Origin of the sequence: Paenibacillus nanchangensis, from assembly GCF_046543445.1 — a bacterium.
Taxonomy (GTDB): domain Bacteria; phylum Bacillota; class Bacilli; order Paenibacillales; family Paenibacillaceae; genus Paenibacillus_AQ; species Paenibacillus_AQ nanchangensis.
In genome coordinates this window covers 219,611-244,756 of sequence record NZ_JBHOFD010000001.1, presented here as the reverse complement: position 1 = coordinate 244,756, position 25,146 = coordinate 219,611, and the positions used below count along the sequence as shown (strand labels likewise).

At 44.1% G+C, this 25,146-nt stretch carries 23 protein-coding genes and 1 pseudogene; 16 read left to right on the top strand and 8 right to left on the bottom strand.

Annotated elements, in window-relative coordinates:
* Nucleotides 1–33: 33 nt before the first annotated feature.
* Genes ACE6ED_RS01170 through ACE6ED_RS01140 form a run of 7 tightly spaced genes read left to right on the top strand, consistent with a single transcriptional unit; the run spans nt 34 to nt 4,977 of the window.
* Nucleotides 34–753 (top strand): hypothetical protein, encoded by a 720-nt coding sequence (locus tag ACE6ED_RS01170; protein WP_410825112.1) that lies wholly within the window; start codon nt 34–36, stop codon nt 751–753.
* Nucleotides 754–772: 19 nt separating this feature from the next.
* The gene (locus tag ACE6ED_RS01165) at nt 773–1,225 is read left to right on the top strand and encodes a hypothetical protein (protein WP_410825111.1); all 453 of its coding nucleotides are present in this window, start codon (nt 773–775) and stop codon (nt 1,223–1,225) included.
* An 11-nt stretch (nt 1,226–1,236) separates the two neighbouring features.
* On the top strand, nt 1,237–1,683 hold the full coding sequence (locus ACE6ED_RS01160; protein WP_410825110.1) for an oxidoreductase: 447 nt from the start codon (nt 1,237–1,239) through the stop codon (nt 1,681–1,683).
* A 53-nt stretch (nt 1,684–1,736) separates the two neighbouring features.
* Nucleotides 1,737–2,264, top strand: coding sequence for a hypothetical protein (locus tag ACE6ED_RS01155; RefSeq protein WP_410825109.1), 528 nt, complete (start codon nt 1,737–1,739; stop codon nt 2,262–2,264).
* 16 nt (nt 2,265–2,280) lie between these two features.
* Entirely contained in the window at nt 2,281–3,243 is a 963-nt protein-coding gene (locus tag ACE6ED_RS01150; protein WP_410825108.1) for a hypothetical protein, read from the top strand.
* A 48-nt stretch (nt 3,244–3,291) separates the two neighbouring features.
* The gene (locus tag ACE6ED_RS01145) at nt 3,292–4,278 is read left to right on the top strand and encodes a translation factor GTPase family protein (protein WP_410825107.1); all 987 of its coding nucleotides are present in this window, start codon (nt 3,292–3,294) and stop codon (nt 4,276–4,278) included.
* Nucleotides 4,279–4,287: 9 nt separating this feature from the next.
* Entirely contained in the window at nt 4,288–4,977 is a 690-nt protein-coding gene (locus ACE6ED_RS01140) for a hypothetical protein (protein ID WP_410825106.1), read from the top strand.
* A gap of 874 nt (nt 4,978–5,851) precedes the next feature.
* On the opposite strand, the gene ACE6ED_RS01135 is transcribed toward ACE6ED_RS01140, so the two are convergent.
* The 4 genes from ACE6ED_RS01135 to ACE6ED_RS01120 form a co-directional block, all read right to left on the bottom strand.
* Nucleotides 5,852–6,484: an SMI1/KNR4 family protein gene (locus tag ACE6ED_RS01135; RefSeq protein ID WP_410825105.1), complete on the bottom strand. Its 633-nt coding sequence runs from the start codon at nt 6,482–6,484 to the stop codon at nt 5,852–5,854.
* Between the two features lie 125 nt (nt 6,485–6,609).
* Nucleotides 6,610–7,236 carry a response regulator transcription factor gene (locus ACE6ED_RS01130; RefSeq protein ID WP_410825104.1) on the bottom strand — a complete coding sequence of 209 codons (627 nt, stop codon included), beginning with the start codon at nt 7,234–7,236 and terminating at the stop codon, nt 6,610–6,612.
* Nucleotides 7,229–9,685 carry a sensor histidine kinase gene (locus ACE6ED_RS01125; protein WP_410825103.1) on the bottom strand — a complete coding sequence of 819 codons (2,457 nt, stop codon included), beginning with the start codon at nt 9,683–9,685 and terminating at the stop codon, nt 7,229–7,231. The genes ACE6ED_RS01130 and ACE6ED_RS01125 overlap by 8 nt, the downstream gene beginning before the upstream one ends.
* Nucleotides 9,686–9,752: 67 nt before the next feature.
* Entirely contained in the window at nt 9,753–10,556 is an 804-nt protein-coding gene (locus ACE6ED_RS01120) for a CPBP family intramembrane glutamic endopeptidase (RefSeq protein WP_410825102.1), read from the bottom strand.
* A gap of 266 nt (nt 10,557–10,822) precedes the next feature.
* Here ACE6ED_RS01120 and ACE6ED_RS01115 point away from each other — a divergent pair, with 266 nt between their 5' ends.
* Complete coding sequence (locus ACE6ED_RS01115; RefSeq protein ID WP_410825101.1) at nt 10,823–11,341, top strand: hypothetical protein; 519 nt, start codon at nt 10,823–10,825, stop codon at nt 11,339–11,341.
* 101 nt (nt 11,342–11,442) lie between these two features.
* Here ACE6ED_RS01115 and ACE6ED_RS01110 read toward each other — a convergent pair whose 3' ends face one another.
* Nucleotides 11,443–13,314 (bottom strand): LTA synthase family protein, encoded by a 1,872-nt coding sequence (locus ACE6ED_RS01110; protein ID WP_410825100.1) that lies wholly within the window; start codon nt 13,312–13,314, stop codon nt 11,443–11,445.
* Between the two features lie 263 nt (nt 13,315–13,577).
* Between ACE6ED_RS01110 and ACE6ED_RS01105 the strand changes: the two genes are divergently transcribed.
* Nucleotides 13,578–15,134, top strand: coding sequence for an ABC-F family ATP-binding cassette domain-containing protein (locus ACE6ED_RS01105; protein WP_410825099.1), 1,557 nt, complete (start codon nt 13,578–13,580; stop codon nt 15,132–15,134).
* A 357-nt stretch (nt 15,135–15,491) separates the two neighbouring features.
* Here the strand turns inward: ACE6ED_RS01105 and ACE6ED_RS01100 are convergent, their stop codons facing one another.
* Nucleotides 15,492–16,295: a hypothetical protein gene (locus ACE6ED_RS01100; protein WP_410825098.1), complete on the bottom strand. Its 804-nt coding sequence runs from the start codon at nt 16,293–16,295 to the stop codon at nt 15,492–15,494.
* Between the two features lie 234 nt (nt 16,296–16,529).
* Between ACE6ED_RS01100 and ACE6ED_RS01095 the strand changes: the two genes are divergently transcribed.
* A complete protein-coding gene (locus tag ACE6ED_RS01095) occupies nt 16,530–17,870 on the top strand; it encodes a peptidoglycan-binding domain-containing protein (protein ID WP_410825097.1) in 1,341 nt (446 codons plus the stop codon).
* Nucleotides 17,871–17,926: 56 nt separating this feature from the next.
* Here ACE6ED_RS01095 and ACE6ED_RS01090 read toward each other — a convergent pair.
* Both ACE6ED_RS01090 and ACE6ED_RS01085 read right to left on the bottom strand, forming a co-directional pair.
* Nucleotides 17,927–18,642, bottom strand: a pseudogene (locus tag ACE6ED_RS01090) (IS5 family transposase).
* A gap of 102 nt (nt 18,643–18,744) precedes the next feature.
* The gene (locus ACE6ED_RS01085) at nt 18,745–18,963 is read right to left on the bottom strand and encodes a helix-turn-helix domain-containing protein (protein WP_410825096.1); all 219 of its coding nucleotides are present in this window, start codon (nt 18,961–18,963) and stop codon (nt 18,745–18,747) included.
* Nucleotides 18,964–19,069: 106 nt separating this feature from the next.
* Between ACE6ED_RS01085 and ACE6ED_RS01080 the strand changes: the two genes are divergently transcribed.
* The 6 genes from ACE6ED_RS01080 (at nt 19,070) to ACE6ED_RS01055 (ending at nt 25,115) form a co-directional block, all read left to right on the top strand.
* Nucleotides 19,070–19,336, top strand: coding sequence for a DUF6809 family protein (locus ACE6ED_RS01080; RefSeq protein WP_410825095.1), 267 nt, complete (start codon nt 19,070–19,072; stop codon nt 19,334–19,336).
* Nucleotides 19,337–19,810: 474 nt separating this feature from the next.
* A complete protein-coding gene (locus tag ACE6ED_RS01075) occupies nt 19,811–20,230 on the top strand; it encodes a recombinase family protein (RefSeq protein ID WP_410825094.1) in 420 nt (139 codons plus the stop codon).
* 501 nt (nt 20,231–20,731) lie between these two features.
* Nucleotides 20,732–22,546 (top strand): RNA-directed DNA polymerase, encoded by a 1,815-nt coding sequence (locus ACE6ED_RS01070; RefSeq protein ID WP_410825093.1) that lies wholly within the window; start codon nt 20,732–20,734, stop codon nt 22,544–22,546.
* A gap of 79 nt (nt 22,547–22,625) precedes the next feature.
* Complete coding sequence (locus ACE6ED_RS01065; RefSeq protein WP_410825092.1) at nt 22,626–23,540, top strand: hypothetical protein; 915 nt, start codon at nt 22,626–22,628, stop codon at nt 23,538–23,540.
* Complete coding sequence (locus ACE6ED_RS01060; protein ID WP_410825091.1) at nt 23,541–23,783, top strand: hypothetical protein; 243 nt, start codon at nt 23,541–23,543, stop codon at nt 23,781–23,783.
* Between the two features lie 63 nt (nt 23,784–23,846).
* Entirely contained in the window at nt 23,847–25,115 is a 1,269-nt protein-coding gene (locus tag ACE6ED_RS01055) for a hypothetical protein (protein ID WP_410825090.1), read from the top strand.
* Nucleotides 25,116–25,146 lie beyond the last annotated feature (31 nt).

Genomic DNA, 25,146 nt, shown 5'->3' with positions numbered 1-25,146 from the left:
TGAAAAGAAGGCCGGCAGGTGAGGAGAAAGAGAATGAACGGTTTTTTTGATGAAGCACTTTCGCGTCTTCAGCGGATCGATGTGGAACCTTATATCGTCAATCTGCATAAACGTTATCATGAGTTTCGGACAGACGCTGAATATGTAGCGGATGCACAGTTAATCGCGGAGTATTACCGCCGGGTCGGGGTTTTGCTGCAGGAGCTTTCCATCGAGGGGGTCAGTATTTGGGGCGGTATGGCGCAGGTGGCGAAGCGCGATAACAGTCAACTGCTGGACTACGAGCAGCTGCCCACGCTGTGCCCCAATCTGGGCAGGGTCGAACTCCTGCTGATTAAGCTGATTTCTTTTCATTATCTCAATTGGTGTATTTTATTGGACAAGAACGATCCGGTTGCCGCCCGGCATAAAGATATTTATGAACCGATGATCCGGCTGTTTGAACGGGGAGGCGGGATGATCAGCACGCACCATCATGAGCTGGTGGGCGGGTTTGGTGCTTTTTCGCGGTCCATTTCAGCTTCAAGGGGAGATATGCGGGAGTTCGACATCAGTGATGCAGCTCTAGCGCGCGTCGGAGCGGAGGTAGAGTATGCGCAAGATTTTGTGGAGGAGTTCAAGCGCGGCCATGCGGCTGACCGGAGATGTTTACGCTGCGGCGGCAAACTGAACATCACAGAAAAATCGGATTATACCGTGTGGTATAAAGTAAGCTGCGAAACACCACAGTGTTTTAACCGGAATTTTAGCTGATCGGTGGGGAGGTAGGGACGTGAGACCTTTTCGAGTGTTGAAGACAGCCGTTTCGGTTTGGATGGGGTTCATCCTGATGTTTGTTTTATCCAGCTGTACTCTGGTTGAGGACGCACGCGATCAAGTCGAGCCGGGGATTCTGATTCTGCCGGGCAGCTACAGACTATTTCAGGTGAATGATCAGGCTAATATGATTAGAGGCAAAACAGACGCTGAGCCGGTGTATGCTTCCTACGTCAATGAAATCGGCTGGAACCAAGATTACATCGCGTTTCGGATCCATTCGACGGACGGGGAAGGAACGGAAGGGCTGATCAATGTGAAATCGGGGCGGGTCTCTTTTTGGAGCGGCAAGCTGCGTTTGGAGGAGATTTTTGCGAGTAATCATATCACGGACATCAAGCTGTCCCCGGTGCAGGAGCTTATAGAAGAAAAGGAAGCCAAGTCGGTTAAGTATTCTTCGGTTCGGTGAGGGAGGATCACGTGAAAAAAATCAATGTACTGGAAACGAGGCTTGCTGCACGCTTTAAAGATTCGGACCCTGACCGGGAAGGCAACAAAAACACCTTGTTTGCAGATTTTATTATTGATGGGCGATCCCTTTACCAGATGCTTAGAAAGTATGATTTTGTCCCTGCACTTGGTTGGGGCAGTGAAGAGCATCAAAAAATGATGATCGATTATTTTTTATTAAAACGGCAGCACGACTCCTTGTACTACAGATACCCCGCTTTAGTGTGTCCATGGTGTGCGGATGAAGAGTGCGGGTTTATTTCCTTGTACATTGAGTTCGAGGATGGTCTCTATGTATGGCGTGACTTCAAACTTGAACCTGGCGCCGTGCCCATCTCAATCGGACCTTTTTATTTTGAGCAGGACTTATACGAGAAGGCGATTATGAGCACCCAGGGAATGGCAGGGGTTCAATAAGGCAAAGTATCATTAGTACAAATGCCGCGAGATCAAACCGAAAGGAAGAGACTATGGCAAACCGGATTTCCATGCCTGACGCGCTGGACTCGGTGGTAGAGTCGTTTCGCATGTCCAATGGACTCACCTCCGTGTTCCTCAGTGTGCTGGTGCTGAGCGGATCGATGTTAGCAGAAACAGACCGGGAGAAGGAACTGATCATCTGGCTGGCGCAGCAGGACCAGTCGGTGGTGGGAATTGGTACAGTGGGATTTCAAATTGATGAAATGCCCTGGACAAAGGATTCTTTTGACAGTGAAAAAGCCTTCCTGCTGCGGGCCATCGAAGGGGCAAAACAAGGTCTGGGCTGGGACCGGCTGGATTACGAGCCACGCCAGGATTGGGTCATAAACTGCCTGGAGCAGTTTCAGGTGATGATTTTAGCTTTTGAACGAGAACATGTAAATTTAAGCAATTACCTGGAATGGTCGGAAGTGATTGAAGGCGACGATTATCCAACCATCCCTCCGGGTTACCCGAAATGCGAACAGCACGGGGTGTACCTTTCCTGCCATGGATGTATGCTGTGCAATGATAAGTAAAAAAGGTGGAAGCGAATTGAAACATCTGCTGAAAGAAATGAAGGACAGAGCGCGTTACATGGCCGAGGACAATAAGGCCTTTCATGATTTTGTCAATCAAAGCCTCGAAGCTTATCTGGATGGGGGTGAGCAGGAATTTATCTACCGCTACTTCGTTAATGAGAAGGTGGGAAACCGGAGCTTTTCCGTGGGGATCACGGATTTGCTATCCGAAAAAATTAACGAAATCCCCCAAGCCGTCCTTGACTATCATCGCAATCCGAGCGAAGCGAACTTTATCTCCCTGATCAACTGCTATTACATGGAAGTGTTGACCCTTATGACCGGCTACATGCAAAAGACAGTGGTGCCAGCGCACATGGATATGACGATCAGCTCCGCCGGGCTGCTTGCCTTAGGGTTCTTTGGACCCGAAGAGCAAAATATGGTTATGAATTACCTGCGATTTTACTTGGACAACCAGATTCGTGCATTTGAACAAAATGAAAACCCGGCAGTAAAAAGGTGCTTTGGCGCATCCAGCGTTATGCCGCTTTATATCCTGCTCAGCCGCAACCATTCGGAGAGCGAACCGGCGGTCCGCTCTTTTGAGGGACATCTGGACGGAAACATGCAGCCGTTGAATCCGGTGATCGAACACAACCTGAATCCAGTGTACGCTTATGCCTATGAGCACTATTTAAGTGATGATGAAGCCGCGGTAACCAAGCTGTTTCAAGACCTGGGTGATTATCACAGAGACCACTGCAGGAAGGACTCCAAAACCTTTTACGTCTTCGACAGCTTTGAATGGAGATATCTGCCTGCCGAAATGTTATGTCTGCTAAAGCTGAGAATGAACCGGCACAAATCAATCGACTTCATTTCCCATCCGCTCCTTGATCCGTTTAAACCGTATTTAAAGCTGGATACGGCTTCGCTGCTCAGCGAAACCTCTTTGCGGCTGAAGCGGGAGATCATGAGGAGAAGCGGGATATAAGGGACAGAGCGAATTCAACCGCATTAATAGATATTTGGAGGCCTTATTTTGCGTACACAACACTTGAACGGCCCTTATCTGATGGTTACACTCAGCAAACCGGATACCCCGGAAGGCCTGTTCCACACTCTTCTCGCGTTAAAAAAATGTGCGGAAACAGACCCTGGTTTATTGGTGTATACCCATGACGTGCGTAAGCGGATTATCATTGCCGGACTAGGCGAACGGCATATTCAGGGAATCATCACCCGGCTGATCGAGGAATTTCACTTGGAGATCCAGGCGGAGACTCCACAGATTTTATATAAAGAAACCATCAAGAGCGTTGTGAAATCGGAAGGCAGTTTTGTCAGGCAGGCCTCAAGCCTCTGCCGTTACGGACACTGCTGGATTGCGATGGAGCCGGCGGTTCGCGGAGCGGGATACGAATTTATAAACCAAATTACAGGCGAGGCAGTGATTCCGTCAAAATATATCGAAAGTGTTGAAGAAGGGCTTCAACGGGCGATGACCAGCGGGGTTTTAGGAAATTTTCCGGTAGTTGATTTTAGGGTAACTTTGTATGATGGATCGACTCATCGCACAGATTCCAGCTCCATGTCATACATCATTGCAGCCGCTATGGCGTTTAAAAATGGGCTAAAGCGTGCTGCCCCGGTGCTGTTAGAGCCGATCATGAACTTAACTGTGGTAGTTGAAGAAAGCTTGCTATCGCTTGCGAGAAATGAGATTCATGCGATGAATGGAAGAAATGTGTCGGTTGAATATGAAGGAGAAATGGTGATCCTTACGGCTGACGTTCCGCTAAGGGAGTGGTGGAACAGCGGGAAAAGCGATACTTTGAAGAAGGGGCACCCGTCGCTGGCTTTTGCCTATTACGACGAGGTTCCGGGTGACGTTCAAGCGACTTTAGTGGCGGAAGCAAATTTGCGCGACGTTTCCTATACCGATTTGTTTTTCTGGAGCAAGTGGGGGGAAAAGAATGAAGAATATTACTTGAAACAATTTGTCGACGATTTATGGGAAGGAGAGTGAGGAGAAACGGTGGACCGGACGGAAAGCGGGCTTGATGTTGCAGCGTTTATCGATAACACCTACCGCTTATTGGGGCAGCGCCTGCCGGAACTGAGTGCTAACCATTTTGCCTGCAGCCGTTATGAATACAAAATGTCGGAGTGGCATGAGCCCGAGATGCTGATTCAGCTTGATTACAGGTATGATACCAAGCTTTATGATCCGTTTGCCCCTTATAATGAGGTACGGGTAGAAATAAGCGGCATGAAGATTTACAGTCCCACAACGCAGGGGTTTCTGCCTTTTCGCGCCTTGGGCAACAACAATCTGTTGACACATTTTTATCTTCCGGATGACCGGAAGTTCCAGCTGGCAGCACAAGACCTCAGAATGGAACAAGCCCAAATTACACAGCAGCCGACGAACCATACCGCACGCAAAAAGCTGAAAGGCCTGCTGAAACGCTATCCGGCGAAGATCACGCAGAAACTGGATATCGAGCACACCCACTTGTTCAAAATCGACCGGCATTACTACACCATCAAGCGGCTGGAAAAGGATCAGTATGCTGCGATCGACAAAAACGGGCAGGTTTACCTGGTGCATTACCGGCCGACAAAAGTGGATTTTCACCCGAACTATACCGAGATCTTCAATCAAAGCTATGCCGAATTTGTGTGCGGTTCGATAGAGGAGTTTGTGCGCCGGTATGAGCTGTAGTTGTGATGAGAGAACGCAGTATTGTCCCATTTTTAATTGAAAAAAAGTAGAATTCACAGATCGAATTCTACTTTTTTTGTGAACGTAGATGGTAACGGAGAACTAAACATATTTACATTAATTAATTATTTGCGGATCCATTAAGGGTGTGTAGGCAAACTAGAAATTAAGGAAATAAGGGTCAGTCAAACGATTCCGTAATGGGTTGCGAACTGCTATCAACCCTGGATCTACACCTGTTTATTGTCCGATCGATCCGCGAATCCTCTCCTGTGATGTAACACACCCGCAGCGGATTACCACAGCACACGATACAGAGGTCTTTCCGGACCCAGAGGACGTTATTTCTGAAATTCTTGGGCTTTTGGGTTACTTTGCGGACTCCAGATCCGTTATTCGTACCAAAAACATCCAAACGATGGATTCTCCGCGTAAATAGGCGCATCTGAGTCCGTAACTTTGCCAAAACACGGAATAGTCAGCAAATAGGGTACCCTGAGTCCGTGAACTTGTACCACGCTTTGAATTCATACCTGGACAGTCAAACGATTCCGTAATGGGTTACGAACTGCTTTCAACCCTGGACATATAGTATCGAGAAGTGTTGGCCGATCGGGATTACGATACCGGTGTAATTATTACCTTGCTAAAAAACCAAAACGCAACTCCCGTCATTCTGAACAGCGAAACCGGTATAAGAAACGAGCTTACGACAAGGATACTTTTAGAGAACAGCATTTAATTGAATGCTTTTATAAAATATAAAATCGGCGCTTGCCAACCCGCTATGACAAGACAGCCAGCATGTTCAAGACTTTTTTGACGTTGATTTCGATGAGATTATGGCTGAAATAAGTTTGCGCACAGACTCTAGTCAGCCGTTCTTCACCATATCCTTCCACACGTCTATAGCATGAGACTCCAGGCTGAAAAAAATATCGTCTTCATCATCTTCGTCTTCAATCTCTGCTTCGTTCACCAACCCGGTCAAGTAACGCGGAATAAAGGCGGCCAGGTTCGGCGCCAGTACAACCTTTTGTTCCTCATCGCGCCCAAAATTGATGATCTGGCCGTAAGTCCCTGCATGATCCGGATCCAAATCGATACCCACTGCATTCCCTGCCCCATCATAAAAAAGAGGAAGCCAGTGTGGGTTGGCATATACGGTTTTAATCGCACCGGTTGGAGTGGAAGTGCAGGCTTTTCCCAGCTCAGCCATCCCGTCAGGCCCTTCAGACTCAATCAGTGCTTTCCAGCCCACCCACTTCTCGCACAGCTCTTGAAGTCCCAGAAAATCCAGCCCGTAAACGATGCCATACATGTGATCTTGTCCATTATGTATACGGTACAATTCCTTAACATCCTCTGGCAGGGGGAATCCCAGCTGTGCTTCGGCTTCCGCAATCTCTTCTTCTTTAACCGGCGCGTTTAAGTAACCGGCGAACTTTGGTTCACGTTCATTCATGGCATCGACAAATGCCGACCATGCCGCGGTAACGTTACCCATTGTGTTAACCTCCTGGCTGCTTATTTTTACTCGCTCAAATTTAACATGTCATTCATCAAAACGCAGTGAAAAATGGAGGATTCGCTTTGCCGCAGCGACGCGCCATTAAAATAGTCACTTCATAGTCACTTCGGCAAAACAGGCCCGACAATCCCCAGCTCATACCCTTTGGCGACTGCGCCGACCCGCGATTTCACCCCTAGCTTCTGCAGAACAGCCGTCAGGTGGTATTCTACGGTGCGTTGGCTGATATGGAGGTCTTCGGCAATCTCGCGGTTGTTCATTTCCCGGGCCACCCGCACCAGCACCTCGCGTTCTGTCGGCGTCAGTTTATCTTGTGCCGAAGTGTTAAAAATCCGCTCAGGCACCAGCAGATGCCCCGCTATACTTTGTCTGATTGCATTAATAATCTGCGCATAGGAGGCCTGCTTGGACAAATAAGCGTTGACTCCAAGCTCGTAAGCCTTCCGGTAAAATTCATCATAGGTGTACCCGGACAGCATGATGATCCGCAGCGTGGAGTCGAACTGCTGTTTCAGTACAGCCGCCAGTTCAAAGCCGTCCATATGAGGCAGAGACACATCCAAAATCAGCACATCCGGCTGAAGTGTGCCGATTTGCTCCAGCAGGCGACTGGGGTCAGCGAAGGTGTCTACCACGCAAATATCGGGCTCTTGCTCCAACCGGGCTCTCAGCGAATCCATCACCAAAGGATGATCATCGATCAAAATGACCCGAATCTCTTCAACCATATTGTTTTTCCTCCTGAGCGTTCTGATGCGGCGGAAGCCGCAATGTAATCACGGTCCCTTTTCCGGGTGCGGACCGGATGTCCAGCTCGCCGCCCAAAAACTCGATTTGACTGGTTACAGACAGCAGCCCGAGGTGATGGCCGTGCATAAAGCTGTCTTGTTTGGTCAAAGCGGCTGCGTCAAATCCTACGCCGTCATCGCGGACCTCGCAGCGGACTTCGCCGGTTGGACACTGCGCCAGGTGCAGCTCCAACCGGCTGGCTTCGGCGTGTTTTTGCACGTTTCGGACCAGTTCGCGCAGGATACGGAACAGGTTGGATTTTAACATGGGGTCTGGCGGTGTGTCAGCGTTCCATTGATAATCCAGGGACACCGAAAGGCCGCTCTGCTCTTGGGCGGTACGCAGCAGCCAGCGCAGGGATTCCTCCAGTCCTGTTTTGTCAACGATATGGGGGTACAGCTCATCGCACAGCTGCCGGATTTCCTGCTGCGAAGTATACAGACATCTCAGCCACACCGCCAGCCGCTTGGCATCCACCTTCTGCTGATCCCCCAGCTCTTCCAGATCCCGGGACAAAAAAATCAGGTTCTGCAGCAGGCTGTCGTGCAGCCGATAGGAGAGGCGGATTCGCTCCTCTTGCTGGGCTTCCAGCAGGAGATGCTGGGTTTCGCGGATGCCGGTCATATGCCGCTCATAAGCGGCATTTTGGTCTTTGAACTGTTGAGACTGCTTGTAGATTCCAGCCATATGCTTAACATTCGCCAGCAGCCGGACGGATTCGCCGCAGACCGCTTCGATCAGCTGTTTTTCCTCGGCGGAGAATAACGACCGGTTCCGCTTGGGGCCTACATACAAAAAACCTTCCCCGCTATCGTCTTTCCCGTCATTATCTCCTGCATGAACTTCTGCATGAATCTCTGCATGGATCTCAGCGTTGTCTTTCCCGGCATTATTTTTCCGGTCTTTCCTTTTCCCGCCATCACCGCTTCTCCCAGCGGGACTTGCAAGCGCAACCACATGCTCAAAATCGAAGCGCTGTTCCCAATAGCTTTGGTCCATAATCCGGTTGTCTTCTACGGAGAGGGGCTCGCCGTTCAGCAAACCTTCGTATTTTCCCGTCCCGTAAAAAACCGGCCGCATGCCCGGCGCCTCCCGCCAGACGATAAATATCCCCTCAATATCCGCCGCGTAATGTGCCATATCGCCCATCATCTGCAAAATATCTTGGATATTCTGTTTTTCGGCGGCCTGCACCGAAAATTTATAGGTCTGGTGCTCCAGCCACTTTTTGCGGCTCTCCGTGTTATTCTTGGATTTTTGGAGGAGATGCCGGTACGCCCAGGAGCCGGCTGCAAAACAGAGGAACAAAGCGATTACGTAAGCAGGCTGCTTGACCCGGTAAGCGAGGGCAAATAACCCGAATACGCCTCCGTAGTAAACGGTGTGCAGGATCGCGCGGGGCAGATACACCTGCATATCCACCATGCTCCGTTTATTTAGCACATAGAGAAACAAGACGGACAGCGGCACAAGACCGGTCAGTGCATATTCGGGAGCAACAACATATCCTCCTCCCCAAAAACTGGGGAAAGCGTACAGCACAAGAAAAGGCAGCAGGCTGATGAGCAGTCCGGCGGCAAGGACTAAAGCATGGTTTTTTTCCACGTTGTCCAGCGATCTCCAATAAAAAGCGACCGTCGCCAGCAAAAACAAAAGCACTGCTAACAGCACCACATGCAGGGTCCCCCGGATCCAGCCGGGAATCTCAGGCTGCGCCACTGCCCAAAGCGCGCATAAGGAAAGCAGCAGGCTAAACACCCGACAGGCCAGCAGCGCATTCACCCATGCCTTGGGGACCGCCCGAAGCACAAACGATATACAAAAAGTGAGGAGCAAGTAGGGCAGCCAGACGGAGGAAAGGGCAAGAATCCAATTCGCCGCTGCTATCTCTGTGGAGTACACCGCCAAAATAACCAACGCCATAACATAGTTCAACAGGGCGAATTTGCGGACCGTGGACGAGCCGGGATTGGCCCGCCAGGCAAGCCAGGCAATGGACAGGAGGAGAACCTCCAGCAGCAGGGCGAACAGACTTTTTCCTATATCCGCGGCTGATGCTTTAAATTGCAGTTCGTAAGTCAAACCTTTGCTGTTCAGGAAAGTAGCCGCTGCGGCTTGGGTAAGCGAAGTTTGGGTCTGGTCCTTATATTTGATTGCGGCGGGTACGCCGTCAATGGAGATGATGCGGTCGCCCCGGAGCATAGGACCATGTCCGGCAATGCCTGAAGGGTCCACCCGGGTAACCCGCCAGCCCGTTTCGTCACGCTCCAAGACAGCCCCGATATAAGGATGACGGATAGTTTCCAGGTGAATACACACGGCCAGGAACAGAAAAACAGCTGCAAGCGCCGCAGCAAGCAGGGAAGGTTTAAATCGGGTGACAACCATCGGCATTTTCTTCTATCATTCCTCAATCCAAAGTCATACGCCAACCAAACACAGTGTAAACGAACCGTTATACGCCAACCAAATACAGCGTAACCGCACCCCACAGGGTGTTGATGTAGATATGAAACAAAATGGCTCCGTACAGATTTTTGCGGAGCTTCACCAAAATCTCGCACGGGATGATCACAGCGAGTGGGATAAACGCCCAGTTCATAGGCGCCTGCCACATGTGATACAGCTGGAACAACACGCTGATAATGAGCCAATCGCAGGGGAGGCGGCCGATTTTTTTCAGCAGATAACCGCGGAAATACAACTCTTCTCCGATAAAATTCCCGATCAGTCCGATAACGAGCAGCGGCCACGGAAAATCATAATACCCTTGGTTGAAGATGTGCCACTCGCCCATATGCAGTGCAGGCAGGTTGTCCAGGAAGGAGGAGAGGGGCGGAAAAATCCATTTCATATAAGGCAGGGAAAGCAGCGTGAACATTACCGTAATGATCGGAAAAACCACGAGCAGTCCTTTTGCATCCCCTTTGCGGAATCCGAGATAAATAAACGTCTGCTTCCAGGTCAGCTTATCTACAAATTTTAGCATGAAGATTGGAAAAAGAATATGCCACCCGCTGGCCATCACAGCCAGCACAAGAAACTGAATGTAGTGGCTGGAGAGGCCGGTCAGCTCCATTAGAAAGGGATGAAGGGGATAAATCAGCAAATAGGCCAAAAAGCCGGGCAACACTGCGCAGGACAAATAAAACACAATCGACTTCGTGCTTTTTGCTTCATGCTGGCGAAGAAACTCATCGTATTCGGGGTCTGATTTTACAAAAAAAGCGGCGGCTCTACGAGCCCAATCGGTTGTCATTAACGAACGCTCCTCGTGTCGGATATTGTGCACACAAGGAGCATAGCATGGCAGGGGATTTCTGAAATCCGTATGCCGCGCGGGTTTTACGGGGAAGGGCGCAGGTTTTTTGCGGGGTCACGCAAAACAGGGTGAAGCCCCAGAATTGGTGAAGTAGTTTAAACTCGTCTATTCCTTTATACATCCAATAATAGCCTTTATAGTAATTTCCGTGAATACATGGTAGAGTCAAATTTAGAAAATATTCCTTGAAAGGGTATGATTGGATGGCTAAGGTTTTAAAAAGAATGGCTTGGGTACTTATGGTATTAAGTTTCATTGCAGGGTTAATTATCGGCTACGAGATGGCTTCGATCCCAGAATACACTTTTGAAGACAAGAGTTTCTCATGGTCTAATGCCTTAATGGTATGGGGGCCTGGAATTATAGGATCGTTGTTCATTCTAGCTTTCTCAGAATTACTTGAGCATGTCTCGACCATCTCGAGTCGGTTACAAATGGTTGAAAGAAGTCTGAATCAAATCTGCGCCAATACTAGTCAAAGTGCAAACGTTTTTTCCGCTTCTACAGTTCCAAACTTCACTGACACTACTGGTTCATCTCCTGCTTCGGCTGATTTTCATAACGATGTTGCTGTCTCTAGCGACTCCTCCTCAAGCATAAGAACCTGTCCTAACTGTAATCGTGCATGGACTGAGCCTTTAGAGACCAAGAAAGGGAAACCAGCATACTGCCGAGCTTGTCAAGAACATTATGCAAATAGAGAAAAATACTACTCAAAATAACAAACGACAAAACAGCCACCCTCATCCGAGAGTGGCTGTTCCTCTTTCATATATCAGTTGTAAAATGAACCGTATCAATATCAGTTCAAAAAAGAACTGCATCAATCTTCCTCCTCAACCTCCCGATCCGGCAGCTGCGTGACATAGCTGTCGGACAGCTGCAGCAGCTTCAGGGCGCGGTTGAATTCGTCTTCGGTGGATTGCAGCGGCCGGTTGCCGTCGCCTGACAGCGTATAGTGCTGGCCGTCTTCAAATCCGCTGCCCGACAGAAACAGCTCTTCATTGTTCACAAAGGAACCGGTCGGCAGATAATAGCGCTGCGGGAGCAAATTATAAGCCGTCTGATTCAGCAGATCCTGCCCAAAATGAAGATGGTCTTTTAAAGAAACGCCCAGCAAATTCGAGACCGTCGGCAGGATATCCACCTGACCGCCCAGCTGCTCCTTCACACTGGGGGACCCGACTCCGCCAGAGGCGATAATCAGTGGAATATTGATCAGGTCGCGTTCCGTGTATTCGTGGCCCAACAGCTCTTCCAGCAGCAACTTGTCTTCCTGTTGCAGCGAAAAAATCGGCAGTCCCCGGTGATCTCCATACAGTAGAACCAAGCTGTCGTCCCAGACGCCGCTGGCCTTAAGCTCGCCGATAAATTGCCCAAGCGCATAATCCGCGTAATTCTGGGACCGGATGTAAACCCCGATTAAGGTGCCTTCATACCGCTCAGGGAGCTGCATTTTATATTTGTTTTCCGGAATGGTAAACGGATTGTGGGCGGACATGGAAATCACATGCGAATAAAAAGGGGTGTCCCTCTCGTTCATCCGCTTAAGTTCTGCGGCGGTCTTCGCATACAGCACTTCGTCGGATGCCCCATAAAATACGGCGTCTTCTTCACCAAAATAAGTTTTGTCATAATACCGGTCGAAGCCCAATGCGTCATACAGCGCACCGCGATTCCAGAAATCCACTTCATTGGTATGGAAGGTGGCGGTATCGTAGCCTTGAGCCTGCAGCAGCTTGGGCAGACTGGGCAGCACTTTGGAGGCGTAAATATCCGTAGCCGGCCCGTCCGGCGGAACATAAAAGGACGTATTTACGATAAACTCTGCGTCAGAGGTATTTCCCTGTCCAACCTGCTGAAAAAACTTCGGGAAGTACATGCTGCCATCCGCAAGCTTGTTCATGTTCGGTGTGATTTCCTGCCCGTCAATCGACAAGTGAACCAGAAAGTTCTGGAAGGATTCCATTTGGATAATAATCAGGTTTTTGCCTTTGGCTGCACCAAACAACACAGGGTTGGGCACAACAGAAATGCCTTTTGTTTGATCGATGGCGGGTTGCGTAATTTTGGACAGCTCGATCGGCTCTTCCTGTTGGTCTGCAAGCAGCGAGTAGGCTTCGTAATTCAAAATGCCCATCTGTTCGGCTTGGATTGTTTCATTCATGCTGGCCCGGTTCGGAAAAATGTTCATTGAACAGAGGATCAAAGACAAACCGAACAACGCGGCTACCCATTTCCGGTTGCTTGGGCGGGACATGGCCCGCTTCCAGTCCAGCGCTTTTTTACGGCTGAGCATGAGCAGGCTGATAATCGCAATGTCGAGGAACAACAGCATATACTGCGGGTGGATTCCGGCAAAAATACTTTTTTTAACGGCTCCAACTTGTTTGGCCTGGCCGATGACCTGCGACGTGGCAATGATGCCAAAGTGGTTATGGTAGACAATCAAAGAGAAAAACAAGACGGTAATTAACAAATTGACCAGCATGTATACCGCGATTTTTCGTTTGGTGGTGAACCATTCGATAATACAGAAAATGAGCAGCAGAAAGGGAATCTCCTTGAGCCAGGTGCTCCAGGTCGGCCCGTCCTCGAATAAGTAATACCAGGCGAAGTAGCTTTTTAGCAGCATAATAAACGAAAAAAAGAGAATCGATCTTTTGCTGAGTGTGCGTGGTTCCTTTATCCGCATGGTGATGCGCATCCTTTTCTATTATTAATGATGATGAGTACTAGCGTTCAATCAATCCGTCTATTCTATTACATACCCTGAGCCGGAATCAACTTCTAATTCTACCCTCTGCTGAGGTTCAAATCAATGCGGATTCTCTTACCGCTGACGGCAGCAATCATGAAATGTTATGAAGCTTTTTTTGAAACCTTATGGAGTTGTGGCAGGCTAACCATTATAATATGACGAGTACACAATATAATGAAAAAGGTGTTAAATTCAAAATGAGTATTTTAAACGTAGAACGTTTGAGTCACGGGTTTGGAGACCGTGCGATTTTTAACGACGTATCCTTCCGCCTGCTGAAAGGCGAACATATCGGTCTGATTGGCGCCAACGGGGAAGGGAAATCCACCTTCATGAACATCATTACAGGCAAGCTGCAGCCGGATGAAGGAAAGGTGGAATGGTCAAAACGCGTGCGGACCGGTTATCTGGACCAGCATGCCGTGCTGACCAAGGGACAATCGATTCGCGATGTGCTGCGCGGGGCGTACCAGTATCTGTTCGACCTGGAGCAGGAGATGAACGACATGTACGGCAGAATGGGAGAGGTATCCGCGGAGGAGCTGGAGCAGCTGCTTGAGGATGTCGGAACCATCCAGGATACGCTGACGAACCAGGATTTTTATATGATCGACGCCAAAATCGAAGAAACAGCCCGCGGACTGGGGCTTACGGATATCGGCTTGGACAAGGACGTTCATGACCTAAGCGGAGGGCAGCGGACCAAGGTCCTGCTGGCCAAGCTGCTGCTGGAGAAACCGGACATTTTGCTTCTCGACGAACCTACCAACTATCTGGACGAGCAGCACATTGTGTGGCTGAAGCGGTATTTGCAGGAATACGAAAATGCCTTTATTTTGATTTCACACGACATCCCGTTCCTGAACAGTGTCATCAACCTGATTTATCACATGGAAAATCAGTCGTTGACTCGTTATGTGGGGGATTACGACTATTTCCAGCAGGTGTACGAGGCGAAAAAGCAGCAGCTTGAATCGGCTTATAAACGCCAGCAGCAGGAAATCGCGGACCTGAAGGACTTTGTTGCCCGGAACAAGGCCAGCGTTGCAACGCGGAACATGGCGATGTCACGTCAGAAGAAACTGGACAAGATGGAGGTCATCGAACTCACGAAGGAGAAACCGAAACCGCAGTTCAACTTCAAGGATGCGCGCACGTCGGGCAAACTTATTTTTGAAACAAACGAGCTTGTGATCGGCTACGATTCGCCGCTGTCGCGGCCGCTGAACCTGCGAATGGAGCGCGGGCAAAAAATCGCGCTTGTCGGGGCAAACGGCATCGGTAAAACGACGCTGCTGCGCAGCATTTTGGGTCAGATCCCGGCGCTTTCGGGTACGGTAAGACTTGGCGATCTGCTGGAAATCGGTTATTTTGAGCAGGAAATGAAGGAAGCCAACTACAACACCTGTATCGAGGAGATTTGGAGCGAGTTCCCGGCATTCACCCAGTTTGAAGTGCGGGCGGCGCTTGCGAAATGCGGCTTGACCACCAAACATATCGAAAGCAAAGTCGCCGTCCTCAGCGGCGGCGAAAAAGCCAAAGTTCGCCTCTGCAAGCTGATCAACCGCGAGACAAATCTGCTGGTACTGGACGAACCGACCAACCACCTCGACGTCGATGCAAAAGACGAGCTGAAACGTGCGCTTAAGGCGTATAAAGGCAGTATTCTGCTGATTTCCCACGAACCGGAGTTTTACCAGGATGTCGTGACGGAGACGTGGAACTGCGAATCGTGGACAACAAAGGTATTTTAATCAATCGGCTGGCTTTAGCGCCAGTTTGGAATAACGGCCCGTAGCAGGAAGCTTTGGATCAAAGCGCCCTTTACGGGTCTTTTTCTTGATTTCAGCTTCTAATTCCATAGGAAAAGGCTGTTCCCAAGTCACAAATCACTAACTTGAGCGCAGCCCTTTCTTACGATATACGGTATAAAAGTATGCCAATGTCGACACAGCCGATGAATATGAAAATATGCACATTAACGGCTGCCTGTTACATGAAAAGTAATGCGGAGGGGACAGATTACTCCACGCTCTTAGTATTCGGCTCCGTGGTTAAAAGGATGAATCCCGCCGTCTGCGCTGCTGCCTGCCGAAGTGGAGATCAAACCGCTAGTGCTGACCAGACTCAACAAAATGGCTCCCAGGACAATTGCTTTTTTCATGTTCATTCGCTCCTTTAAAAATTTTTTTTAGTATATTGGAATACTCGTTTAATTGAGAGGCAGAAGCGTGAGTTTTGAGTATTTCAAACAAAGCGACTGACTTCTTGAAATATCCGTCATTGCCCAAGTTGTCCGATTGCATCAAGGTATGTAAGGAAAGGTCTAAAGCCTCGGAATAGCGATGGTTGCGGTACTTATAAAAAGCTAATAAGTAATGAAGCGATAAGTATTTGGCTGCCGCGATTTGATCGGAATAGCAGCCCGGGTCTTTTATGTAAGCCATCAATGTCGTAAGTTCCGTATCAACGGTGTATATATGGTGAAGCGCGGATTCAAGAATGGTAATTAGGCCGGAGAGAATTTGGTCAGGGTGTTCTTCCAGATAAAGGACATAATCATTTAGCCGCTCTCTGTTTCCCCTCAACACTTCCAGCGTTAACCCATTCGCCTTGGCAAACTGCTTGTAGTCGTCAATAATTTGTCTGGATTCTTTAGTAGAGTCGCCGAGGTAATCTAAATTGGAATAGAGGGCTACACATTCAAGTGAGGCAGAGAACTGCTCTTGTTTCTGATAGGCCAGGCCTCGCATTAAATAAGCGTATCCAAAATAATAGGCGATATGCCTGTCCATCTTGGTATAGGGTTGGCTTTCGGTAAGAAGTATTTCGTTCACCGCTTCCAGTAATTTGGCGGATAAAGTGAGTACCTTCTCCCAGTTCTCAAAAGCATAAGCCATCTTTATCATCTTCACGAGGGTATCCACCTCTACTGGCCCGGCCAGTATACTTCCATCCAAAGGCAATCACCTGCCTCATACCATTTATTTACAATCCTAGTATATGGAATGATTTACCTGCGGTCAATAACAAAATTCTCATAGGAGTGTAAATATCTGAGGTTTGGAAAATAACAGTCATCTTGTGCCCGCTATTCGCCTATTCGAATACAATACGTTATAACAATTTCCTCCAGGAGGGTGAATCATTTGAGCGGCTATTTAAACATAACACTGAATCATTCAATGCAAGGCAATCCAATTCAAGGAGCCCAGATATTTGTCACAGAGCATGGGAACAGAGGGACGGTTGTAAAAACACTTACCACAGACGGTAATGGACAAGTGAATTACATTGAATTAGAATCGGGTGAAAATGCTGGAGAGCCTCTTAGAAAATATGATTTAATCGTCCAGAACCCAGACTATCTAGGAACGGATAATAAACCGTATGAGTACACTAAATCGGGGGTTCAAATATGGAAGGACAAAGTTACGATAAATCAAGATGAATTCACTCAAATCCTAAAATTTGAGCAACTAAATGCAGAAACGAGACAGAATGTTATAAACTTACCGGAAAATAACTATTTTTCACCTGAAGAAGATAAGGTTTATCAAAATCCATTAGCTATACCAGATCCGTATGTTAATCCAGATTGGGTGTGGCCGCTGGACGTGATACCTTTTGTACCAAATGAAATAAGTATCTATCATGGCACTGTCAACCCTTATGTTGCAGGAAGTAGAATAAACCCTAAAAAAATAATTACTGAAAATTATAAAAAATATTTGAAAATAGTCTCTACTCAAGAGTTTGGAGGAATTCCAAACTTAACAGAAAATGCGGCGATTGCAAATTTACTTCTTATTAATTCATTTGCTTTAAACAGGGTGTTTACTGAAATGTATCGAAATAGTGGTTATGATTTTGTAATTACAGACTCGGTACAATTTGATCAACATTATCCCTTAGGTGGAACCATATTTGAAAATATAGAATCATACGTAGATAATAATTTTAGGAGATATATTAAACTTGCAGATAAGAAACAACCTTTGTTAGCTCAATATTGTGCAGGAAAAAAAGGAAACTGTACAAACAAAGGTGTCCCTCAGTTGGGATTGCAATCTCTTTCCTCTAAAAATAAAACATGGACACCTGAACGACTACTCAAAGAATATTATGATGCGCAAGGAATAGAATTTGAAATAGTGACCGCAGAAATAATAGAGGGTAGCCCCAAATCTTATCCTGGTTATGTATTAAAGTTAGGTATGAAAGATAATCATGTCAAAGTTGTGCAAGAATTTTTGAATACTATTCGAACACGATATCCGAGTAAAATCACCCAATTAGACGTCGATGGAGAGTTTGGACAAAAGACAAAAAATGCTGTAGTTGCTTTCCAAGAACTATTCGAGAAGACTAAGAAAAATAAAGGTGAGGTAGATGAAGCAACATGGTACAAAATGCAATCGTTATATGTAGAGATAAATAAAATGGCAGAACCAGGAAGAGGCTTTATGAAAGCATTTATGTATGAATAAGAAAAGGTACACTTATAATCATATCTAGTCAAACAGATTAGAGCCTGTACGCAAACTTATTTCAGCCATAACCTCATCGAAATCAACGCCAAAAAAGCCTTGAACATGCTCGCTTTCTTTTCATAGCGGGTTGCCAAGCGCCGATAACTTTTCATTTTATTAAAAAAGCATTCGATTACATGCCGTTCTTTATAAGTATCCTTGTCGTAAGCTCGTTTCTTTCGCCGGTTTCGCTTGCTCGGAATGACGGGAGTTGCATGTTATTTCTCCAATAAAGTAACAATGGCATCCGTATCGTAAGCCCGATCTGCCAACACTTCACGGTTCTGTAGATCCAGAGCAGAAAGCATTTCGTAGCCCATTACTGAATCATGTGCCTGTCCAGGTGTTAATTCAAAGCGTAGTGGGTTTCCCAGTGCATCGACCACGGCATGAATCTTGGTTGTTAATCCGCCCCGGGAACGTCCGATCGCTTGCTTGCTTTGCCCCCTTTTGCGCCGGCCCCCTACTGATGGACTCGGACTATGGTTGTATCAATCATCATCTGCTCAAAGTCGGGCTCAATGGTGACATGCTTCAGGATTTCATCCCAGATTCCCGCCTTCTGCAAGCGCCAGAAAAAGCTGTAGGCGGAAGACCAAGGGCCATAATAATCGGGTAAATCACGCCATGGAGCACCGGTACGGGCGACCCACAGGACGGCATTTAACATCTGACGACGGTCTTTAGGTGGTCGACCCCCTTGTGATTTTCGGGATGGCAGTAAAAACATCTGAATGACCACACTCACGGTCTGTGATCTCGTATCTTCGTCTCATAGCTCATATTTTACCAGACTATTTCCTTAATTTATAGTTTGCGTACACACCCTAATTTAACTTTTGGGATAAGGATTCTTTTGGTTCGTTCGATTGAGTAAATAGTCAGTACTTGTCATATGAAAATCTGCCAGCTTGATCAGAATCGTCGTGGGAATATCGACATCTCCACGTTCATAATTACTGTAAATCCGCTGGCTGCATTGCAAATACTCGGCCATTTGAGTTTGCGTCAAATCCTTATCTTCGCGTAAATCCCGGATACGTTGATACATATTTGAACACCTCCAACGCAAGCATATCTTAGCGATTTATTCGCTATTGACTCTTAGCGAAAAATTCGCTAAAATTATCAAGAAGATGATTTGGGAGGGGTTGTAAGTGAGTCTTTTAGAAGATCTATATTACGGAAAAATCTGCCCAAATGAACAAATCTGTTTAAATGATCCCGAGTATGCACATTACTCTAAGCTGATCTCGGAGCGTATGCACATACTGCAAGCAAACCTGTCCCTAGAAGACTTTACCATGCTCGAAGAAGTAATGGACTTGAACAATTTACTGATCTCTATTTCAACCGCTTCTGCCTATACTCTTGGCTTCAGAACGGGAGCTACGGTGCTCGTTGAAGCATTGGAACATAAGTAAAACCTCTACACACCAAGGAGAAGTTGATCTTTAAACAAATAAAGTTGGATAGGAGAGAGTTATGATAATTTTAATTCTAATTCTAAGTTGCCTATGTTGATCGACGAGCTTCTTCAGGCAGAAAGTTGGGGCATTGTTCAAGAGAAGTGGATTCCTGCTATTAGGGAAGCTATTGCCTTGCGAGAGGTTGATAAGCTGATTGAGCTTAGAGGTAGGTTTCCGTATTCTTTCGAGAACTCATTAAAGCAATTGAAAAAAGCGGAGCGGGAATTTATTCGAAATAGTTTGAAGTAAAAGAAGCCACTGTGTATAGACGTTTACGCATTGGCTTCTTTTACTTTTATAAGGTTAGGATTCTTAAAGAGAATTTACCGGACCATAAAGTGGAATCAATTTTGGACATATTGCGATGTGGTTAACGGATAACAAAATAACTACGCCATACAACATTAAGCCGGATGGAAGGGACAAGGGATGGTGACTGTGCAGAGGCTGCTGTTAAGCGAATTTCATCTTGGGTATATCACCTATGAGAAAATACGAACCAAGCGTGGTCAAGTAGAAATTGTCCCTGAAGAGGAACGAATCCAGGTCATGGGAAAACATGAGAAGTTGAAGACACAGGAAGAACATGATGCCATCGTAAAACGTTTAGTGCAGAACAGGCTGATGAATCCCAATAACCGGAGAAATATAATTTCACTTTCGGGACTACTCTACTGTGTAAATGCAGCTGTAGAACGCAGTTCAGAGTGGGCCAAAGCAAAAAACAGGGCCAATACTGGAGCGCGTTATGCTATTACCATTATAAGGATGGCAGCAAATGTGAGCAGAAGGGGAAGGTATTGGACGAAGAGTTTTTCAATGCTTTATTTTTGCGGATCATTAATGTAGACCCGAACATGTTGCAAGAGATCGAGCTACAAGGTCGCGGTTATAACGATACGAAGACTATGATTGCCGTGAAGGAGCGGGAGCTGCAAAGCATAAACGGGCATTAGATAAACTATATGAATCTTATATTATTACGAAGCAAGTATTTTTAGAACGAAAGGCTGTTAGGACAAGACAGATTGAGCATTTGGAGAAAGAATTGGAGGATTTGCGAAAGCTGCTAGTAAATGAAAGTAATTATCCTACGTTAGAGCAGATCGTTGAGCGAATTGGATAGTTTAGGGAGCTGTGGAGTGAGGCAGTGACTAGTGAAGAGAAGAATTGGGCGTTGAAGAAGTTGGTGAGCGGATAGTTTATAATCGGAAAGGGAATCGGGTCGAATTAACGGTTTGTTATAGATAATTAAGACAGTGGGATGCTGTTGTTGACTTCTGAAATTTTTTCCAGGAGTCTCTTTTTTTGTGGTACAATATACCCAAGTATTAGGAGGGATGATCTAAATTGCAGACAGAGCGTTTTAGCAAACTTAGAAAATCAGAATTAGAAAAGATATTCGAAAAAAAGAATATAATTGAGATCTGGAGAAAAATAGTAAGGAATCAATTGCGTAATATTGATCTTAAAGATCTCTTTGACCACTATGATTTTAATTTTAATATTGACGAAAGAGCAACTACAATACGAAGTGATATTTTAAGCGGGAATTATAAAGTTTCTCAGGCACTAACCTACAGAATTGAAAAGAAATTTGGCGTTTGTAGGCATCTTGTAACTCCGCAACCAACTGATGCTTTAGTTTTTCAGGTTCTTGTCGAAAGTGTATCAAAGGGAATTTTAGAAAACCAGCCTTCAAAAAATGCATTTTATTCGAGAGATAAACATAGTGTATCTAAGCCTCATGAAGTTGATGAGTATATGTTTAATTGGAGACAACAATGGAAGAAAATGCAGAAAATGATCTATAATTTTAATGATGAGCAGGATTTTATAATTGTTACTGATCTTTCTAATTATTACGACAGTATAGATATTAAGGAGCTTCGTAAAGTATTTTCTAGCTATTCAAAAATGAATGAAGTCTTAATTGATCTTGTATTTAAGATAATTGAAGAGATTTCATGGAAGCCGGATTATTTGCCTTATTCCTCAAGAGGGCTACCTACTACTAATATAGAAGGAGTACGATTACTTGCTCACTCTTTCTTATTTGAAATAGATGAAGTTATAAAACAAGAAACAAATAACAGTTTTGCGCGATGGATGGATGATATAACAATTGGTGTTAATTCAAAGAAGCATGCCGTAGAAATAATAAGTTCTATATCGGATATGTTAAAGAGTAGAGGTCTTGCTTTAAATCTTTCAAAAACAAATATTTATGATGAAAAACAGGGATATTATCATTTTCAAATCGAAGAGAATAGGTATTTAGATAGTATTGAAAAAGTTAAAAAAGGTGACTCGAATTATAAAGAAGTATGTAAAGAAGTGCATAAAAAATTCAAGCAACATTTCAAAGATCAAGGAGCGAAATATTGGGAGAAAGTTACTAAGCGATACATTACAGCCTTCGGACGTCTTGAATCAAAAAAGCTTTTAGTTGATTTGCCGAATATATATGCTGATTACCCGAATCTAAGAAGTAATTTAAATATTTACTTGCAAATACTAGGATATGAAAAAACTACTTCTGCTAAAATTTTGGAAATAATAAAATCAATTGATATATTTGATGACATTTCAATGTATCAATTATGCTTTTTAATTACTCAATGGGAAATCCCAACAAATGAAGAAGCAAAAAAATTCTTGAAAGAATTTGAAGCTCTAATTACTAAGTTTTCATTTACTAGGAAAGTAGCTTCGGACTTTTATTGTTTACTATGGTTCAAAGCCAAATACAATCATCCAGAGGATTTGCTTAAGTTTATAACTAAATATAAAAATCTATGGCAAACAGAAACCTTCCTACGAAGACAAGTAACAGCTATTATTTCAAGGTTTCTTACAACAAATGAGAAGTCCGGTGAAGCATTATTATCAAGTCAGATTTCTTCTGGTGTGCCTAATACGGTAACTTTGGCGAGTCAGATTCTAGCTTTTAGAGATTTGGAAAAATTGGAAAGCAAGATGTTATTGTATTTATTTCCCACACCTAGTCAAAGACCTTATCCACTTCCTAAATTTCTTGTATTATGTTCAGTACTAAATTCCGAAAAAATAAGGATCGACAGTTCGGTAAGAGAAAAAATTATTTCTTACATCAAAGATCCATATTACTTAAAATGGATTGACTTACAATATAATATTAACTAGAAGTAATCAACTTTTTGATATTTTTTCATTGCTGAAATTTGATGTTGTTAATTTAGACTTACCGATCACTGGAGGTAATATGGAGAAGCTTAATGACATTATAAAAAGAAGTAATCCAACTTTGTGGGAAACATTTGAATATTGTACATCAAAAATTTCAGGAGTAGCGGAAGAAGAACTTGATGATAAGGAGTTCTATTCAAGTAAAGTAAAGAATTTAGATGTAGAATATACAGAACCTTATATGATTTTTTTTGTTCTAGCTAGATTAAAAAGTTTACCATATCAATATCAACCAATGGAAAAGGTATTATATGTAATACCGTTCAAATATAAAGAACATTACTGTTTCTTCTCAATGGAAAAATTCGGACTAAAGTTTGCGAGTACTACGAACAACGAAGAGATAATACGTCAGTTATTTAAAAGTATAAATAGTGCCAATAAAATAGCGAATAGATTGCTCAGCCCATTTATTGAGAAAGCCATTAACAATGGAGAATTTACCCTGGAAAATACGTCTGGTGTATTGAGAAGACGGTATTTATATTTTCGCAATAATGTACAACTATGTTTGGATTTTGATCATGGGAAGCCAGGGGTTGATATTTCAGAAATAGTTGCTTCAATGAATAGTCGCTCTAATAAAGAATGGGAAGCTTTATTTAACACACAAGCAATGTTGGATGCTTACTTCAGTTTTCAGGAACATATTCTTATATTATTATTACCATTTAGTCAGTTTAATAAAGATGAGGATAACATAACTAATTTGATAGGAAGTGATTGGACTACAAAATTTAATCGTATCTTTAAACCGCAGCAAAACCCATCAGTAATGCAATTTTATGACTGCATAAGGGGGATTAAGGAACTTCGCAATAAATATGCTCATGGAGGATTTGAGAAAAAGAAAGGCTCGTTATTAGCTCATGTGCCTACAGTAGGTGCTATTCCGGTGGAATTACCTCAACGTAATGAAAGAGGGTATTGAATGATACCCATTGGTGATGTTAATTTCACAGAAATATGTAAAGTGTTTGATGAATTTGATTTGTATTTACAGACTTCTGAGTGGTCTAGAGCGATTCGAATTCTAGAAGCGGGTATAGATATTAGATATGATAGAGAATTTATGGAACAATTGAATATCGCAACACAATCAGATGAATCTTTAAATTCTTTTCTTCAGATAGAATCGGAAGAATATGCTCGAAATGCGAACATGGATTGGTAATAAAGAAGAGTTATTTCATATAACAATAGTACTTAAAAATACAAACATGAAGAGGAAATTGAAATGTTTAGTAATAATTTTAGAGAGGGACTATTTGATCTGTCAATAGCAAGAAATCCTAGTGAAGTAATCTTAGGTTGGAGTAAGTTGGATGATGATAAAATCAGTAAAAGTGTAATAATTTCTTTGGATGATTATGAAAAGAGTGCCTACTCCCCTGGTATATCGAATTTAATACAAAGTGATGATAGTCATTTAATACCTTATTTTAAAAATGAAAATTTGTACTTTATGAACACTGATTTATTAAATGACATGATAGCTAGTGAAAATGGGCCCTTCGAATTTAAAATAGATTACTCAATCATGTTGGATACTAACTACGCTAGCTATATTGATGATTTTATTAAGGGAAACTGGCAAAGTATATCTAATGATGTTTTCGCAACGATTGATGTATTACTAAAAAATGATTTTCACTATGACTACTTATTTTATATGATTGAAAATTATAAGAACTCATTTGTTTCGGATAGCACCGAAAAAATTTCAAATAAGAAAATTAAATTCTATGAAAACTTAGTCAATTTAGAGTTATTTAAGAGTATAGATTCAATGAAATACCAACATACAAACCAAATAGAGTATAGAATGACAAAAGAAGAAGCGTTTATTTCTGCCGATCAAATTTTTAATGGGATATTTAATTCAAGTCATGGTAGAGAAATGATGGAAATATTCTTACCAATTCATAAAAATATGGTTCTATTATTAATAGGTATCTATCAGGTGAAATTCTCAGATAAATCTAATATTAATAGCAAAACACGAAAATTATTTGATTATTCTGACAAAGTTATGGGAATTTACCTTGAGAGAGAAGTAATGATAGCCCATAAATACTTTTCAAAAGCTGAGAATGTAAAGATTCTAGCTAAAATAAATAGAGGTATGAAAACAGAGAATTTGTACAAAATAATAGAAAACATTGCTTGGGATTTTACTGTACCAAGACTAATGGAGTTTTTTCTTCCAAGAATGGGGGAAGGGCGCTTTTTCATTCCGTTCTTTCTGTCAAATGATTATCGACTCCGAGAATTGTTAAGATTATTTGCAGTAAAGGGAGTAGTTTATAACACAGAAGAAGGTATATTCTTACCTCTTTCAGATGAAAATACTGAAGATTATTATACAAGACATAACTTCGATGTTAAACCATATTTCACTAATAAAGCAATTGAAGAGAGAAATTCTGTTTATAAACGTAATTGTGAGAATAATTTTAACGTCATAGAAGAGCAATACCAAAAACTACTAGGTATTTTACATTAACTTATAATGGTAGCTAATTCTTCCTTTGATC

Coding starts and splice junctions, on each gene's coding strand:
- ACE6ED_RS01170 (WP_410825112.1), top strand. CDS start 34: ATGAACGGTTTTTTTGATGAAGCACTTTCGCGTCTTCAGCGGATCGAT.
- ACE6ED_RS01155 (WP_410825109.1), top strand. CDS start 1,737: ATGGCAAACCGGATTTCCATGCCTGACGCGCTGGACTCGGTGGTAGAG.
- ACE6ED_RS01135 (WP_410825105.1), bottom strand. CDS start 6,484: ATGGGTAACGTTACCGCGGCATGGTCGGCATTTGTCGATGCCATGAAT.
- ACE6ED_RS01130 (WP_410825104.1), bottom strand. CDS start 7,236: ATGGTTGAAGAGATTCGGGTCATTTTGATCGATGATCATCCTTTGGTG.
- ACE6ED_RS01125 (WP_410825103.1), bottom strand. CDS start 9,685: ATGGTTGTCACCCGATTTAAACCTTCCCTGCTTGCTGCGGCGCTTGCA.
- ACE6ED_RS01120 (WP_410825102.1), bottom strand. CDS start 10,556: ATGACAACCGATTGGGCTCGTAGAGCCGCCGCTTTTTTTGTAAAATCA.
- ACE6ED_RS01115 (WP_410825101.1), top strand. CDS start 10,823: ATGGCTAAGGTTTTAAAAAGAATGGCTTGGGTACTTATGGTATTAAGT.
- ACE6ED_RS01110 (WP_410825100.1), bottom strand. CDS start 13,314: ATGCGGATAAAGGAACCACGCACACTCAGCAAAAGATCGATTCTCTTT.
- ACE6ED_RS01105 (WP_410825099.1), top strand. CDS start 13,578: ATGAGTATTTTAAACGTAGAACGTTTGAGTCACGGGTTTGGAGACCGT.
- ACE6ED_RS01085 (WP_410825096.1), bottom strand. CDS start 18,963: ATGTATCAACGTATCCGGGATTTACGCGAAGATAAGGATTTGACGCAA.
- ACE6ED_RS01075 (WP_410825094.1), top strand. CDS start 19,811: ATGGTGACTGTGCAGAGGCTGCTGTTAAGCGAATTTCATCTTGGGTAT.
- ACE6ED_RS01065 (WP_410825092.1), top strand. CDS start 22,626: ATGGAGAAGCTTAATGACATTATAAAAAGAAGTAATCCAACTTTGTGG.
- ACE6ED_RS01060 (WP_410825091.1), top strand. CDS start 23,541: ATGATACCCATTGGTGATGTTAATTTCACAGAAATATGTAAAGTGTTT.
- ACE6ED_RS01055 (WP_410825090.1), top strand. CDS start 23,847: ATGTTTAGTAATAATTTTAGAGAGGGACTATTTGATCTGTCAATAGCA.